At 35.4% G+C, this 17,177-nt stretch carries 14 protein-coding genes; 9 read left to right on the top strand and 5 right to left on the bottom strand.

Translation table 11 applies throughout. The features are described 5' to 3' along the window. Positions 1-4: 4 nt before the first annotated feature. A complete protein-coding gene (locus tag EAG08_RS14570; protein WP_129536065.1) occupies positions 5-1,888 on the top strand; it encodes a monovalent cation:proton antiporter-2 (CPA2) family protein in 1,884 nt (627 codons plus the stop codon). Here the strand turns inward: EAG08_RS14570 and EAG08_RS14565 are convergent, their stop codons facing one another. Beyond that, entirely contained in the window at positions 1,889-2,689 is an 801-nt protein-coding gene (locus EAG08_RS14565; protein ID WP_129536064.1) for a head GIN domain-containing protein, read from the bottom strand. Positions 2,690-2,970: 281 nt separating this feature from the next. Between EAG08_RS14565 and EAG08_RS14560 the strand changes: the two genes are divergently transcribed. Continuing rightward, a complete protein-coding gene (locus EAG08_RS14560; RefSeq protein WP_129536063.1) occupies positions 2,971-5,115 on the top strand; it encodes a M3 family metallopeptidase in 2,145 nt (714 codons plus the stop codon). 278 nt (positions 5,116-5,393) lie between these two features. Beyond that, on the top strand, positions 5,394-5,771 hold the full coding sequence (locus EAG08_RS14555) for a YchJ family protein (RefSeq protein WP_129536062.1): 378 nt from the start codon (positions 5,394-5,396) through the stop codon (positions 5,769-5,771). A 61-nt stretch (positions 5,772-5,832) separates the two neighbouring features. On the opposite strand, the gene EAG08_RS14550 is transcribed toward EAG08_RS14555, so the two are convergent. Further along, positions 5,833-6,333: a peptidylprolyl isomerase gene (locus tag EAG08_RS14550; RefSeq protein WP_129536061.1), complete on the bottom strand. Its 501-nt coding sequence runs from the start codon at positions 6,331-6,333 to the stop codon at positions 5,833-5,835. 102 nt (positions 6,334-6,435) lie between these two features. Then, the gene (locus EAG08_RS14545; protein ID WP_129536060.1) at positions 6,436-6,687 is read right to left on the bottom strand and encodes a VF530 family DNA-binding protein; all 252 of its coding nucleotides are present in this window, start codon (positions 6,685-6,687) and stop codon (positions 6,436-6,438) included. Positions 6,688-7,241: 554 nt separating this feature from the next. On the opposite strand from EAG08_RS14545, the gene EAG08_RS21410 reads away from it, so the two are divergent. The 4 genes from EAG08_RS21410 to EAG08_RS14530 all read left to right on the top strand — a co-directional run bounded on the left by EAG08_RS21410 (position 7,242) and on the right by EAG08_RS14530 (position 11,654). Further along, positions 7,242-7,412, top strand: coding sequence for a hypothetical protein (locus EAG08_RS21410; protein WP_164998579.1), 171 nt, complete (start codon positions 7,242-7,244; stop codon positions 7,410-7,412). Further along, positions 7,409-8,614, top strand: coding sequence for an exonuclease SbcCD subunit D (locus tag EAG08_RS14540; RefSeq protein WP_129536059.1), 1,206 nt, complete (start codon positions 7,409-7,411; stop codon positions 8,612-8,614). Before EAG08_RS21410 ends, EAG08_RS14540 begins: the two co-directional genes overlap by 4 nt. A 2-nt stretch (positions 8,615-8,616) precedes the next feature. Further along, the gene (locus EAG08_RS14535) at positions 8,617-9,957 is read left to right on the top strand and encodes an AAA family ATPase (RefSeq protein WP_129536058.1); all 1,341 of its coding nucleotides are present in this window, start codon (positions 8,617-8,619) and stop codon (positions 9,955-9,957) included. A 119-nt stretch (positions 9,958-10,076) separates the two neighbouring features. Further along, positions 10,077-11,654: an AAA family ATPase gene (locus EAG08_RS14530; RefSeq protein WP_129536057.1), complete on the top strand. Its 1,578-nt coding sequence runs from the start codon at positions 10,077-10,079 to the stop codon at positions 11,652-11,654. Positions 11,655-11,712: 58 nt separating this feature from the next. On the opposite strand, the gene EAG08_RS14525 is transcribed toward EAG08_RS14530, so the two are convergent. After that, on the bottom strand, positions 11,713-12,732 hold the full coding sequence (locus EAG08_RS14525) for an LLM class flavin-dependent oxidoreductase (protein ID WP_129536056.1): 1,020 nt from the start codon (positions 12,730-12,732) through the stop codon (positions 11,713-11,715). Positions 12,733-12,940: 208 nt separating this feature from the next. Next, positions 12,941-15,082 (bottom strand): S9 family peptidase, encoded by a 2,142-nt coding sequence (locus EAG08_RS14520; protein WP_129536055.1) that lies wholly within the window; start codon positions 15,080-15,082, stop codon positions 12,941-12,943. 624 nt (positions 15,083-15,706) lie between these two features. Between EAG08_RS14520 and EAG08_RS14515 the strand changes: the two genes are divergently transcribed. Continuing rightward, a complete protein-coding gene (locus EAG08_RS14515) occupies positions 15,707-16,219 on the top strand; it encodes a YceI family protein (protein WP_129536054.1) in 513 nt (170 codons plus the stop codon). Between the two features lie 74 nt (positions 16,220-16,293). Then, a complete protein-coding gene (gene ygiD, locus EAG08_RS14510) occupies positions 16,294-17,121 on the top strand; it encodes a 4,5-DOPA dioxygenase extradiol (RefSeq protein ID WP_129536053.1) in 828 nt (275 codons plus the stop codon). Positions 17,122-17,177 lie beyond the last annotated feature (56 nt).

Genomic DNA, 17,177 nt, shown 5'->3' with positions numbered 1-17,177 from the left:
TAAGATGGAATCTACTTTAGCCATGAATACCCTGCTTTTCTTGGGCGTTGCCATTATAATGGTTCCGCTGGCGAGAAAATTAGGTTTAAGTTCGGTCATCGGCTATATTTTAGGTGGAATTATCATTGGCCCTTACGTTCTCAAACTGACAGGAAAAGACGTTAACGACATCATGCACGCCAGTGAATTTGGGGTTATTATGCTTTTATTTTTGGTCGGATTAGAATTGGAGCCCAGAAAATTCTGGGAAATGAGAAAGAAAATCTTGGGTTTAGGTCTTACCCAAACAGTTTTGACGATTTCATTATTATTTTTAATTTTCATCACATTCGGCTGGAAAACCGATAAAGCTTTCGCCATCGCAATGTGTTTTGCACTTTCCTCGACAGCCATTGTTCTTCAGACTTTACAGGAAAAAAACAATTTTAAAACAGTCGCTGGTGAGGCATCATTCTCTACCCTTTTGTTTCAGGATATTGCAGTGATACCTATTTTGGCAATTTTGCCTTTGCTGGCACATTCTAAAGCAACTCAGAACGAAAATGAAGTTCAGGTTTTAATCCAAAAACTTCCGGAATGGCTGCAGGCCGGAACGGTCATCATGGGCGTTGTCATATTAATTCTATTGGGAAGATATGTTTTCGTTCCCTTTTTAAGATATGTTTCAAAAGCGGGAATGACAGAATTATTGACTGCCTCCTCCCTTTTCTTAGTCATCGGAGTTTCAGAATTAATGGTTTCTATCGGATTATCTCCGGCATTAGGAGCTTTCCTGGCAGGTGTAATGTTGGCCAACAGTGAATTTCGGCATGAGTTGGAAGCACAGATTGATCCGTTTAAAGGATTGCTTTTGGCGGTTTTCTTTGTGAGCGTTGGTTCAACGATGAATTTTAATGTTATTACAGCTGATCCTCTTTTTATCTTTTCGACAGTTTTTGCTGTTCTAGCCGTGAAGTTTACCGTTCTTTTTGCAATTGGTAAATTTTTCAAAATGGATAATCCTCAAAGCTTATTCTACGCATTTGCGCTTTCGCAGGTTGGGGAATTTGCATTTGTATTGATTAATTATAGTTCAGATTTGTATCTCTTTGGGGCAGAATTAAACGCTCAAATGATGGCAGTGACGGCGATCACCATGTGTATCACTCCATTCCTGTTAATTATTAATGATAAAATAATAACGCCAAGATTCATTAAAGAAATTCCTGACGACCAAAGTGATTTTAATATTCTTGAAAACAATATTACACAAAAGAAAATTATCATCGTTGGTTTTGGTCATTTCGGAAGTACTGTTGGACGCTTATTGAAAGCTAATAAAATTTCCGCAACCGTTCTCGACAGAGATTCTGACCGTGTGAAGTTATTGCGAGGATATGGTTTTAAAGTATATTACGGCGACGCCACGAGAATTCCCGTATTAAGAGCTGCCGGAATTGAAGATGCAGAAATTTTAATTCTTTGTCTTGATAATTCAGGTGACAACAAATTTATAGCAGAATTGGTGAGTGAACATTATCCTGATGTGAAAATATTTGTGCGGGCAAAAAACAGAATTGATGCTTACACTTATTTAAATAACGGAATCGACAATATTTACCGTGAAACTTTAGGCACAGCCGTTGATATGGCAGTTGACGTTCTTCACGAAACCGGAATGCGAAAGTATGCAGCACGTCGTCTTGGTCAGCGTTTTATGGCTATTGATAAAGCTTCTATCAGAAAACTGGCAAAGTCTGATGACGATGATGAAATCCGTTTGTTTACAACAAAAGAACTCCTCCAGAGAGAGGAGGAGCTTTTAGCTTATGATAATCTTAATTTTGATGGCAAAAATTGGGAAGGTTCTTCATCAACCGCCGAAGAAGACGATGAGGAAAAAGATTAATTATTGAATAGAAACGCTTCCACCGCTGCTTTCTTCTTTTTTCACGGTCGTTACATTTCCTTTTTTATAAACATTCACGCTACCTCCTGAAGACGCCGATCCCTCAACCGTCGAACTTACGCTTATTTCTACACTAGCACCGCTTGAGGCATCTGCTTTCAGGTTTTCTACAATCACATCTTTTGCCGAAATACTACTTCCTGATGATGAAGTGAGATTAGCATTTTTACTTTTTCCCGAGATGGTTACTTCCCCAGCCGATGAAGCTTCAACATTCAGATTGACCGCCCAGATATTTCCTTTAAAAGTTCCGCTGCTTCCTGCATCAATTTCCATTTCATTCGCTTCCAGTTTTCCTGAAATATGACCCGCACTCGAAATTTCAATATCCGTTTTATCTTGTGTAAACTGATCTCTTACTACAATAATCGCAGCCGAATTAGCCTCCAGTTTAGAGAAATCTTTGGCGTAAATTTTCGCTTTCACATTATTCGTATTCATCACGCGGAAACCCGTTTTATAATGAATATGAAGTTCGCCGCCACTGTTATCAACCAAAACCTCATCGATGATATTTGCAGGTGCAGAAATCACTACTTTTTCGACATCAGATTTAATAATTTCAGCTTCAATTGCCTGAGAAACTTCAATTCCGTCAAAATTTCCGCTAAATTCTTTTTGTTTTAAAGGTCCGTGATCTTTATTGGTAACATCAGGAAGCCACTTTGATTTTTCAGATTTTTCATTACAAGCTGAAAGAACAATAAGTCCTGAAAAAAGTAAAATTGTAGGATATTTCATGGTTTAGGTTTAATTAATTTCGTTTGTATATTATTAATAACAACTAAAATATAAAAAATATTACATCTTTAAAAATAATTCATTACAAATACATTAAATGCTTATTTACAATAGGTTTTGACATTCATCTTAAACATAGATATTTAATAAAACTAAAAAATATCATTAAACAGCAATAACCAAAATAAAAGCACAAAAAATTTATCAAATAGTTTTAATATCTTTAGACTTTAATAATAAAATCACCTATGAAGATAGGCGATAGCATATATAATCTATCTATGAAAAACATTTCATCAGTATTGTTAGTTTCTGCTTTGGCTTTCAATTCTTCTTGTACTACCACAATGAAAACAAACGACATAAAACAGGAAATTCCTGTCCCTGATTCTTCGCTTTCTTCCAATCCGTTTATGAAGAAAAGCAAGCTTCAATACGAAACCCCGGAATTTGATAAAATTAAAAACGAGCACTTTAAACCCGCTTTTGAATTCGGTTTAAAACAGCACGATGCAGAGATTTTAAAAATCGCCAACAATTCTGAAACTGCAACTTTTGACAATACAATCGTCGCATTGGAGAAAAGTGGTGAAATTCTGAAGAGAGCTTTAATTGTTTTTTCAAACCTAACAAGTGCGAATACAAATCCTACATTACAGGCATTAGACGAAGAATATGCTCCTATTTTTGCAGCACATTCTGACAAAATGTACCTGAATGAAAATCTTTATAAAAGAATTAAATCAATCACAGAAAACGGTTTAGACTCTGAAAGCAAAAGATTATTACAGTTTTACAAACAAAACTTTGAAATTGCAGGAGCAAATCTGTCTTCGGCTGACAAAGAAAAATTAAAGCAGGTCAATCAGGAATTGGCTTCCCTCTCCACTCAATATTCCAACAAATTATTGGAAGCAAGAAAGCAAGGGGGTGTTTTCTTTTCTGAAGCAAAAGAATTAGACGGACTTTCAACCGATGAAATTGAGGCTGCTGCGAGCGATGCAAAAACTGCAGGGCAACCCGGAAAATATCTTTTAGCTTTACAAAACACGACACAGCAACCTCTTTTGCAAAATCTTAAAAACAGAGCAACAAGAGAAAAACTATTTAAAGCATCTTGGCAAAGAGCTGAAAAAAGCGACGGTAATGATACAAGAGAAACAATTGAAAAATTAGCAAAATTGAGACTTAAAAAAGCTCAGATTTTAGGCAAAAAAAGTTTCGCAGAATGGAAATTACAGGATCAGATGGCAAAAAAACCTGAAGCTGCCGTAACATTGATGAACCAAATTGCAACTCCTGCTGTAGAAACAGCAAAACGTGAAGCAAAAGATATTCAGGATTTGATCGATCAGCAAAAAGGAGGTTTCAAAGTAGAACCTTGGGACTGGAATTTTTATGCTGAACAGGTGAGAAAAGCAAAATTTGATTTAGATGAAAATCAAATTAAACCTTATTTTGAAATCACAACCGTTTTGGAAAAAGGAGTTTTCTTCGCTGCTGAAAAATTCTACGGATTAACGTTTAAGAAAAGAACAGATCTTCCTGTTTATCATCCAGATGTTGTAACGTACGAAGTTTTCGACCATGACGGAAAATCTATCGCAATCTATTATCTTGATTTCTATACAAGAGATTCTAAAAGCGGTGGAGCATGGATGAGCAACTACGTTGAGCAATCTTATTTATTAGGAACAAAGCCTGTAATCGTAAACTGCTATAATTATCAGAAACCGGCTCCGGGAAAACCTTCATTAATCAGTTATGATGATGTTTCTACAATTTTCCATGAGTTTGGTCACTCTATTCACGGAATGTTTGCAAGCCAGAAATATCCTTCCCTTTCAGGAACTAATGTTCCGAGAGATTTTGTAGAATTCCCTTCTCAGATTAATGAGCATTGGGCTTTAGATCCTGTTGTTTTGAAAAACTATGCTTTACATTACGAAACGAAACAGCCTATTCCACAAGCTTTGGTTGATAAAATTAAAAAAGCAGCAACTTTCAATCAAGGGTATATGACGACTGAATTGGTTTCTGCTGCTGCTTTGGATATGGATTGGCATTCTGTAACAAGCGAAGGACAATTACTTCCTGTTTTAGATTTCGAAAAACAATCTTTAAATAACCACGGATTTACTTTGGCAACCGTTCCTCCAAGATATCACACACCTTATTTCGCACACATTTGGGGTGGTGGATATTCTGCAGGATATTACGCTTATTTGTGGTCAGAAACTTTAGACAATGACGCATGGGAATGGATTTCAAAGAACGGTGGCTTGACACGAGAAAATGGTGACCGCTTCAGAAAATATATTCTTTCTGTAGGAAATTCTGTTGATTTGAATCAGGCATTCAGAGATTTCACAGGACATGATCCGGATATCAAACCGTTGTTGAGAAGCAGAGGTTTTATTAAATAAATTTTAAAGGCATTCATTGATTTGGATGCTTTTTTTATTAGACAAATTGTACGAATTTATCTCTCGCAGATTTTGCTGATTGAGCAGATTTTTTACCACAAGAATATGTGGGATCTGTGGGAGGAATATTTTGTACCCCACAGATTTACACAGATGCTTACATTATAATTTTTGTTATAATTTAATCTAGATCATCAGCAAAATCTTCAAGAGTCATAGATTTGTGAAATTCGTGCAAAAATATTCGTGTACATTTGTGTTTTAAAATTTCAAAAAAAATGAACTGTCCCTGCTGCTCCGGAAAAACCTACGAAGAATGCTGCAAACCCTTTCACACCGGAGAAAAAAATGCTCCGACTGCCGAAGCGTTGATGCGTTCAAGATTTTCTGCGTTTGCCATTCCTAATGGAAAATATTTAATGGAAACAACTTCACCCGGTAAAAGGCAATTTCACAATACGAAAGATTTGCAGGAATGGGGAGAAATCAATGAATGGACAAAACTGGAAATTGTAGACAAACCATCTCTTACCAAAGTTGAGTTTAAAGCTTTTTACACCGATGAAGACGGACAAAAACAGGTTCATCACGAATTATCAAAATTCAAAATGATTCAGAACCGCTGGTTTTATGTTTCAGGAGAATTTTTAGACTAGTTATTTAACAAAAAAATGTCCGATCAAAAATCGGACATTCATATTTTATTCTAAATATTTCTTAGTGAGCTTCGTTTCCGTCAATGCCGTGAGCATGACCGTGAGACAATTCTTCTTCAGTCGCAGGACGGGTATTTAAAATCTCAACCTGAAAATCTAAAACTTTCCCAGCCATTGGATGGTTAAGGTCTGCAATCACAACTTCCGGAGTTACTTCTACCACAAAAGCCTGGAAATTATTTCCTTCGTTATCCGTTAGAGGCAAAATAGCTCCTACTGGCGGAAGTCCACCTTCACCGAACATATCGATTGGCAATTGTGCAATAGCATCTTCTTGTTTTTCACCGTAAGCTTCTTCCGGCTGAATCACAAAAGCAGCAGTATCACCAGCTTTCAAACCGTGGATATTTTGTTCAAATTTAGGAATCATCATTCCCAAACCATATAAAAATGTAAGCGGATTTTCTGCAGTTGTTTCTTCTACAAGGATTTTGCTTCCGTCCTCTTCGATAGTGTGAAGAATATACTTTACAGCTACCACATGATTGTTATCAATAGTCATATTTCTTTTTTGCGTGATTTTTTTCACGATTAAACGGCACAAATATACTGTTTTTGAAAGAATTGATTCATTAAATATCCGTAAAGAATCATCTTCAACATACTATTTCCTATTTTTTGATTCTTCCTTTTTTTTCTGTCTCAAAACATACAGATACAGGCTTTCAACTTTCGTTCTGGCCCAATCTGTCTTTCTCAAAAACTTCAGTGACGAATTGATACTCGGGTTATCTGTAAAACATTTGATGTTGATCTGCTTTCCCAACTCCTCAAAGCCTTGATAATATTCTACCAATTCTTCGAGAATGGCATCGAGGCGTTTTCCGTGTAAAGGATTTTTTGATTGCTGTTCCATGCTGTAAAAATAGAAATAAAATTGTATTTCGTTATAAACAGGACTGTTTTAACTTAATGTAAATCGCATTTAGTTACAAACAAGGTTGAAATAAACCAACTGCAACTGCATTTTGTTACAAACAGGGTTGTTTTAAACAAAAGTATTTTGCATTTGATTACAAACAATATTAAAACAAACCAATTGCAATTGCATTTGGTCACAAACAGCAGTGTTTTAAACAAAAGTATTCCGCATTTGATTACAAACAACTTGAAACAAACCAACTGCAACTGCATTTTGTTACAAACAGGGCTGTTTTAAACAAAATACGCCTCCGGAACTTACAAACTAGGTTGTTTAAACAAACGTAGACCTACAGCAGTTCCAAACAGGTTGTTTTGAACTACCGGAGATTTTATTCTATTCTCGAAATAGTTAAATAAAAATTCTTTTTGAATAAAAAAACTGTAGAATTAAATATTGAAATACCATCTGAAACAAAGTTTTCTCTACAGAATAGATTAATTTAGCAATACCAATTTTAAAGTAAAATTTACCTAAATAAAGTTGAGATGAGTAGAAATACAGATGCAAATAAAAAAACATACAATAAGATAATCGCTAACAAAAAGCGAAAAATTCAGGAAGCTGAACTGAAAAGAAAAAACCGTTTGAAGGAAATGCGTGAAAATACGAAAGCTAAATTAGCCGCAGAAAAGGAACAAGAAGACCAAATAAAATGAAAATCCTCCACACCGCCGATTGGCATCTCGGTAAACGTCTCGACCGTTTTTCACGTCTGGAAGAACAGGTTTTGGTAATGAACGAAATCGTTGAAATCGCAGACCGTGAAAACGTTGATCTGGTTTTGATCGCCGGAGATTTATTCGATAATTTTAATCCTAGTGTAGAAGCCACAGAACTTTTTTATAAAACTTTAAAACGTTTATCATTAGATGGAAAACGTCCCGTTATCGCTATTTCCGGGAATCACGATTCACCGAGTCTGATTGACGCTCCTGATCCTTTAGCCCGTGAATGCGGAATTATTTTAATTGGTTATCCAAAAGCTGCCATCAATCCTTTTGAATTGGAACATTTTAAAATTTCTAAATCAACAGAAGGTTTTATTGAGTTGGAATTTAAAAACCAAAATTTTCCTATAAGAATTTTGCATACACCTTATGCAAATGAGATTCGTTTAAAAGAATATTTCGGAGAAAATAAGGAAAAAGAACTCAACAATGTTCTGAGAGAAAACTGGAAGCAAACTGCCGATAAATTCTGTGATGAAAACGGAGTCAATCTTTTGATGACTCATTTGTATATGAACAAAAAAGGCACACCCATTTTGGAAGAACCCGAAGGTGAAAAACCTATAAAAATCGGAAATGCAGACCTTGTTTTTTCAGATATTATTCCACATCAGATTCAATATACGGCTTTGGGACATTTGCATGGTTTTCAGAATATCGGAACGGAAGAAAAACCTGTAGTGTATTCGTCTTCGCCTTTGTGCTACAGCTTTAGCGAAGCCGGACAGACAAAATATGTTTCCATTATTGAAGCTGAACCTAATAAGCCAGTTACCTTTGAGAAAATCGCTTTACAAAACGGGAAACAACTCGTCAGAAAAACATTTGATTCCATTGAAAATACGATTGAATGGCTGAATGAAAATCCAAATACCTTAGTTGAACTCACTCTGGAAAGCGAAACGTTTTTAAAAGCCGATGAAAGAAAACTCATTTATCAATCTCATTCCGGCATTGTGCATTTGATTCCGAAAGTTAAAAATCAGGATTTTAACGAAAATCAGCTTCGTGACATTAATTTAAATCAGGATATTCAGGCATTGTTTAAGGATTATTTTAAATCTAAAAATAACGGACAGGAAGTCAATGAAGAACTCATCAATTTGTTTAACGAAATTCTAAATCCGTAAAAATGATTCCAATTCAATTGACTTTAGAAGGTCTTTACTCATATCAGGAACGCCAGAAAATTAATTTTGAAAATCTTACTGAAGCTGGTTTATTTGGAATTTTCGGTTCGGTAGGTTCCGGAAAATCTTCTATTCTGGAAGCCATTTCTTTTGCATTATACGGCGAAACAGAACGTCTCAACGCAAGAGACAAACGTGCTTACAATATGATGAATTTGAAATCAAACAAATCGTATATTGAGTTTGATTTTATTAATTATGAGAATAAAAAATTCCGGGCGACGAGAGAATTCCGACGTAATTCTAAAAATTTCGAAGATGTAAAAACTCCCACAGTAACCTTTTACGAATGGAAAAATGAAAGCTGGATTCCTCTGGAACATTCCAATGCGGAAAAAATAATTGGATTGAGTTATGCGAATTTTAAGCGAACTATCATCATTCCGCAAGGTCAGTTTAAAGAGTTTTTAGAGCTTGGCGCAGCAGACCGCACGAATATGATGAAGGAAATCTTCAGTCTGCAGCGTTTTGATTTACAGAATAATGCTTCAGCTTTACATGCAAAAAACAGATCAGAACTAGATCAGTTGGAAGGTCAGCTGAAAGGTTTTGAGGAAGTGAATGAAGAGCAAATTTTGGTTCAAAAAGAAAATTTAAAAACTAAACAGCAAAAATTTGAAGAGGTAAAAATTCAGTTTAAAAATATTGAACAAAAATACCAGCAGCTTAAAAATTTAAAAACAGATTTTGAATCGCTGAAACAGAAAAAAACAGATTTTGAAAAACTCAGCATTCAAAAAACAAACATTGACGAATTAGAAACTAAAACTGAACTTTTTGATAGAGTTTTCAGAATCTTCACACCGATTATTACTGAAAAAAATAAGCTTCAGAAAGAAATTTCGGAGCAGTTGAAAAATAGAAAAACCCAATTTAAAAATTTACATGAAACTGAAGTAAAATTTGAAAATATTAAAGATAAACTTTTGGCAATTCAGCCAAAGTATGAAGCTTTACATCAATCAAAAATTCAGGAGAATGATTTGAGTCTGATTCTGCAAATGCTGACATTTTCGGACGAAATTGAAACCCTAAAAGAACGAACAAAAAAAGGCTCAGAAAAAGTAAAAGAAGTTGAAGAAAACCAAAAATTAATTCAGGAAAAAGCTCAAAAACTTTCTAAACAAATTGATTTATTAAAGCCTAAAAAACTAGATTCTACCTTACTTTTAAATGTCGGAAACTGGTTTTCGGAAAAGAAAAAAATAGAGGAATCTTTAAAAAGTCAGTTTGAAAAAATCGATGCAAAAAAGTTGAAACTGAAAGAATCTCAGAAGAACTAAAACCTTTTGAAATCAATCTTGAAACCTTTAAAAATGATTTTAAAACTCTGGCTGAAGTTTTAGAAACTCAGAAAAAAATACTTTCTGAAAAGCGAAATCATCTTGAAGTTCAACAAAAATTGGCACATTTTGCCAATAAACTCCACGACGGAGAATCTTGTCCGCTTTGTGGTGCTTTAGAGCATCCAAATATTGTAGAATTTGAAGATGTAAATTCAGAATTAAACGAGATTCAGAAAAAAATTGAACATATTGAAAATCAAAAAGATCAAATTCAAAAACAATCTTTAGAAATCGAAAAAATACTTGACCGAAAAAAGATTTTTGAGGAACAATTGAAAGCGGAAGAAGAGATTTTAAAGCAAATTCAAATCAACATTGAAGAACATTTAAAAAGCTTTAGCTGGACAGAATTTAATGCTGAAAATCAAAATGATTTTGAAGAAAAACGTCAGCAATCTTTCTCAATAGAAAAACAAATCGATGAACTCAATCAAAAAATCGGTTTGGAGCAAAAAAACCTTGATAAGGAAAGAGAAAATCTTGACAATTACAATAAGGCTTTAGAAAAATTCAGGCTTGATGAGGCGAAAAAAGCAGAACAGATCAAAACGAACGAAGCTAATTTAAAAGCTTTACAATGGATTGATTATAGAGAAAAAACAATTGCTGATGTTGAAGAAATTTACATTAAACTTTCACAATCTAATCTTGAAACAGAACAGAATTATCAACAATTAATCAAAGAAGAGAAAGAAATTTCGCCAAAATTAGCCGAGCAAAAAACAATTTTTGATCAATTGGAAAAGCGAATTTCTGAATTGGAAAAAGAAATTTCACACAATGAAAATATTTTAACGAAATCCTTAGTTGAGAACAATTTCAATAACGAAAATGCTGTTAAAAATATTCTGCTACAGGAAATTGATGTTCAGGAAACGAGAAATATTATTCAGCAATTCAGAATTCAATTTGAAATTGTGAAAAATGATATTCTTAATCTGGAAACCAAACTCAGAGACTTTTCATTTGATGAAGAACAGTTTGCAGAAACTGAAAATCAGTTTAAAACTTTTGAAAATGATTTAAAAAATGCAAATGATTCTGTAGTAAAAATTACGACAGAAATCGAAAGACTGGAAAAAGAATTCAAGAAAAAAGAAAATCTTTTAAAAGATTTAGCACAACTTCAAAAACGCTCAGAAAACCTGAAAATAATGACCAATCTCTTTAAAGGAGCAGGTTTTGTGCAGTACGTTTCTTCTATTTATCTTCGTCAATTATGCGACCACGCCAACGTCCGTTTTCATCGAATGACAAGAAATCAACTAAGTTTACAGTTGAACGAAAGCAATGATTTTGAAATCGTCGATTATCTGAATGAAGGCCGAAGCCGCAGTGTAAAAACGCTTTCAGGCGGACAGGCTTTTCAGGTTTCATTGAGTCTTGCATTGGCTTTGGCAGAAAGTGTACAAACCAATGCACAATCGGAGAAAAACTTCTTTTTCATCGACGAAGGTTTCGGAACTCAGGATGTAGAATCGGTTAATATTGTCTTTGAAACGCTCATGAATCTTCAAAAAGAGAACCGAATTGTGGGAATTATTTCGCACGTGGAAGAGCTGAAAGAGAAAATTCCGGTTTCACTACATATTACGAAAGATGAAGAAAGAGGAAGCTTGATTGAGATTGTGTAATTAAAAACCCTTTCGGCGTTTGAAATGCTGAAAGGGTTAGCTTTAGTATCTTATATTATTATCTTACTTTTGGGGCAACTTTTTCGCCAAATAATTCTATTGACTTCATCATTATATCGTGAGCAGGATCTCCAATATCCATGTGACCGATAAATCTTGTAATCCCGAAAATTTCTTTCATGTAATTTATTTTATCAGCAACATGATCTGCATTCCCAATAAATAAAGCACCTTCTCTGGCTTTTCCACCATCGTACTGCATTTTTGTGTACGGTGCCCAACCTCGGGATTTCCCGATTCTGTCCATCTGAGATTTGTAAGTGTCGAAATATCCTTCAATCACATTTTCATCTTCACTTACAAAAGTATGCGAGTGAATCGCAATCTGCATTTCAGATTCATCATGACCTGCCTTACGGTATTCTTGTTTATAAAATTCGATTAGATTTTTAAACTGAATTGGCATTCCGCCAATAATTGCCACCACTAAAGGCATCCCTAATTGTGCTGCACTTAAAACAGATTGCGGAGTTCCGCCAACGGCTCTCCAAATTGGAAGTTTTCCGTTATTTTTCGCTCTCGGATAAACCGTTTGATTCTGCATCGGTGCACGAAGTTTCCCTGACCACGAAACGTTTTCTTCCGAATTTATTTTTAATAACAATTCTAATTTTTCGTCAAATAATTCTTCGTAATCATTCAGAGAATATCCGTACAAAGGGAAAGATTCGATGAAACTTCCACGGCCTACATATATTTCAGCTCTTCCGTCTGAAATTAAATCTAAGGTTGAAAAATCTTCATATACTTTTACAGGTTCAGAAGAACTTAAAACTGTTACACCACTCGCCAATTTTATATTTTTTGTGATGCTTGCTGCAGCAGCCAAAACCATTTCCGGTGAAGACACTGCATAATCTGCACGGTGATGTTCTCCCATTGCGAAGACATCAATTCCTATCTCATCCATTAATTTTACCTGCTCAAGAATTTCTCGGATTTTGATTCCCGCATCTCTATATTTTCCAGTGGTTTGGTCAAAAGCCAAGTCGCCAAACATTCCTATTCCTAATTCCATATTGTTGATATTTATAGGGCAAAATTAGGGTAATGAATGATTAAAAACGTTGATGTTTGATAAGAACGTACATTCAAACACTAATGTCACAAATGCTTTTCACAAATTTCACAATTAAATACTGGTATCGTTCGTGAAAAAATTAGTATCTATTTGTGTTTAAGTTTAGAATAAAAAAATCCAATCTAAAAATAGACTGGATTTAGATTTATTTCTTCAAATTCTGATCAAAATAATCTGTCACTTTCTGCATCAAATGCACTCTGTCTTTACCGATCACGTTGTGTGGATGTCCTGGATATACGAAATAATCGAGCTGTACTCCGTTGTCAACCGCAGACTTGATGAATTTCATCGAATGCTGCCAAACCACTACATCGTCCTGCGCACCGTGAATCATTAACAGTTTTCCTTTTAAATTCTGAACTTTATCTAAAAGATTTGATGTCGCATAACCTTGTGGGTTTTCCTGTGGAGAATCCATATATCTTTCGCCATACATGATTTCGTACATGCTCCAGTCGATTACAGGTCCACCTGCAACACCGACCTTGAAAACATCCGGCTGACGAAGCATAAAGCTTGTCGTCATAAAACCACCAAAGCTCCATCCGTGAATTCCCAGTCTCTCTGAATCTACGTATGGAAGTGATTTTAGATATTTTACACCTTGTAATTGGTCGCTCATTTCAGTTGTACCTAAATTCCTGAAAACTGCCTGCTCAAATTTCATCCCACGGTTTGAAGACCCTCTCCCATCCATTGTGAAAATGATGTAACCGTTTTGTGCCATGTATTCGTACCAAAGATTTCCTGAAGCCGGAAAACTGTTGGTAATCAACTGCAAATGTGGACCATTGTACAGATAAACGATAACAGGGTATTTTTTATTAGGATCAAAATTGGTTGGAAGAATGATTTTTCCGTACAGTAAAGTTCCGTCATCAGCTTTTAGATTGATATTTTTAATTTCAGGACGCTGGTAGTTTTTCAACGGATTTTCTGAGGTCAGAAGATTCGTCGATTTTAGGGTTGTTGTATTGATGATGTTGGCAACTCTCGGTGTATTTGTATTGCTGTAAGAGTCAAACAAATGATTTCCGTCACTGCTGAGAACTGCTGTGTGCATTCCTTCTGCATTATCTAATTTCTGAGTTTTGAAGGTCGCCCAGTTGATTCTATATAAATGCCTTTCTGTAGGACTTTCCTGAGTAGAAACGTAATAAATTTCTTTTTTCTTTTCATTAAATCCTAAAATATCGGTTACTAGCCAATCTCCTTTTGTCATTTGAGCAATCAAACCTTTCTCTAAACTGTAATGGAATAAATGATTGTAACCCGTTCTCTGACTTTGCCAGATAAAATCTGTATTAGAATTTGGGAAGAACATTAAAGGATGCTGTGGCTCTACATATTTGCTGTCGGTTTCTTCGAATAAAGTTTTCACTAAATTTCCAGTCACAGCGTCATACTGATTCATTTTTAAATGATTCTGACCTCTGTTGAGAACTCCGACAAAGATAAATTTAGAATCTGGACTCCAGGTAATTGCTGTTAGATACTGATCTTTTTCGCCTTCAATTTTCAAGAAAGTCGTTGATTCATTTTTAATATTATACACTCCAAGTGTCACTTCGTGAGAAGTTTTTCCCGCCATTGGATATTTAATGTTGGTATTCACCGCAGGAGTTACAGACCAGTCGATGACAGGATAATCCGCAACCATCGTCTGATCCATTCTGTAAAACGCAATATTTTCAGAATTTGGAGAAGGGAAAATTCCACTGTCGATTCCGAATTCGTTTCTGTGAACGTTGGAAGCTCCATTGAGAATATTTTCGTTGGCATCATTCGTTACCGCAACTTCTTTTCCGTTTTTGTTGATGAATAAATTATTGCCTTTTGTATAAACTAAAGTCTGATTATCAGCAAGCGTTTTTACAGTAGAAGGATTATCTCCCAATGCTGCAGAACGCTTCACTTTCCAGTCGTTTCCGGATTTCTCCACCCAATACATCTGATTGTTGGCTGAGAAATAAGCGTTTGAATTACTCGTGAACTTTACCGGTGGAAGACCTTTCAGCTTTTTGTCTGCGAAACTTTTATTTAATTGATATAAAGAAATCAAAGTATCTTGTTTGCTGGTTTTCAAATCTGTCAAAAGATATCCGCCTTTCACTGCCTGAATGTATGATTTGTTATCAGCAGACCATGAAAACTGGGAGATGTTTTTTACCGCCAGATTGCTTCGCATTCCGTTGACGGCTTCTGCCATGGTAAACTTTTGGGTCTGTGCAAAAGCAGTTCCACCCAAAACAACCATCAATAAAGAAAATTTATGTAATTGCATTGTATAAAATTGAATCTGTCAAAAGTAAGAAATAAAAGTCAACCGTTAAAAAATGTTAAAATAAAAGATGAATTTATTTAAATAGAAAGGTAGTTTTAATGATGATGAGAAAATCCGTTGCTCTTTTACAGAATCATCTTAATTATTCAAAAAAGCAATTTCAATTGTTCCTTATAGTATACTGAGAATGCTTTCCCGAAGTGTCGGGACAGGCTATTCCTCGCAATGACAGATCTTAGAATTCCCCTCCTTTGGAGGGGTGGCGAAAATTCTGAAAGAATTTTTGACGGGGTGGTTTTAAAATGCACATTTTAAAGTGAATGTCCAATCGTTAATTTTTCAGACCAATTTAAATCAATAAACCACTTCCCTAGCCCCGATAGAAGCGGTTACCCCACAGCAAGCCTTCGACAGGCTCAGGACAGGCTGGCTTGCGAGGAGTATGAGTGGATAGCGGGATAAGCTCCCCAAGATAATAAGTAATGGGTAATTAACAATAAGTAATGATCAAAACAAGAATTCTTGTTAAATTTATAATAAAACTGATTTCTTATCCTAAATCAATGAATCGGAGATTGTTCTTGGTGTAGATTTGCAGTATAAATAACAAAAAAAATAAATACAATGGCTACAAAATGGAATTTAGACCCAGCGCACAGTGAAATTACTTTTAAAGTAAAACACATGATGATCTCAAACATCAAAGGTAACTTCACCAACTTTACTGCAGAAATCGATGCGGAAGACGATACTTTTGCGAACGCAAAAACTACCGCTACCATTCAGACAGATTCTATCTCTACACACAATACAGACAGAGATAATCACCTGAAATCTGCAGAATTCTTCAACGTAGAAGCTAATCCTACAATTACTTTCGAATCTAATGCTTTAAACAATTCTGTAACAGGAAATCTTACCGTAAACGGTATTACAAAGCCTATTACTTTGGATGTTGAGTTCGGAGGAATTAATGTAGATCCTTGGGGAAATACAAAAGCTGGTTTTTCTTTTGAAGGAAAAATCAACAGAAAAGAATTCGGACTGAACTGGAACGCAGCTCTTGAAGCAGGAGGTGTAATGGTAGGTGAAGATGTGAAAGTGGCAGGTGAACTGCAGTTTGTAAAGCAAGCATAGTAAATTAAATATAGTTTTTGAGATTCGGTGGTTTGCTATAATCACCGAATCTTTTTATTTTAAAAATATAGATTATGCAACTTAACGACTTACAAAATATCAGCGATCAGTTTAAAAACACTCAGGAAATGCCCGTGCTATTTCTTGGTCATGGCTCGCCTATGAATGCAATTGAAGAAAACCAGTTTGTTCAGGGATTTAGAAATGTGGCGAAAGAAATTCCGAAACCCAATGCAATTCTGTGTATTTCTGCACACTGGTTTACACAGGGAACTAAAGTCACTGCAATGGATATGCCCAAAACGATTCATGATTTTGGCGGTTTTCCGCAGGCTTTGTTTGATGTACAATATCCAGCACCGGGGAATCCCGAACTGGCAAAGGAAACGGCAGCGCTTCTTTCTCCCGTTTTCGTGGAAGAAGATCATAAGTGGGGTTTAGATCATGGTGCGTGGTCGGTGATTAAACACATGTATCCGGATGCCGATATTCCTGTCATTCAAATGAGTATTGATTATACGAAACCACCGCAGTATCATTTTGATTTGGCTAAAAGATTGGAAAAACTGAGAGAAAAAGGAATTTTGATTATCGGAAGCGGAAATATCGTGCACAATCTTAGAATGGTAGACTGGAAAAACATCAACACCGTTGGTGCCGGCTGGGATTGGGCAATCGAAGCGAGAGAGAAAACTAATAATTGGCTTTTGGACGGAGAGTTTCAGAATCTGATTGATTATCAAAAGCAGGGACTTTCGTTGCAATATGCGATTCCGACGCCTGATCATTATCTGCCGCTGATTTATTCTTTAGGTTTAAAAAATCAAGTTGAGGATTTGGTTTTATTTAATGATGATTTGATTGCAGGGTCTTTGAGCATGACGAGTGTAAAGATTGGATAGTTAAATTTATTTCACCCTCTTTTTTTATCACTATAAATTTAGTAATATTGTTTACC

This window comes from Chryseobacterium sp. 3008163 (genome assembly GCF_003669035.1).
Classification (GTDB): Bacteria; Bacteroidota; Bacteroidia; order Flavobacteriales; family Weeksellaceae; genus Chryseobacterium.
Note: the sequence above shows the minus strand (reverse complement) of the source record. Positions and strands in the feature narration are given on the sequence as shown.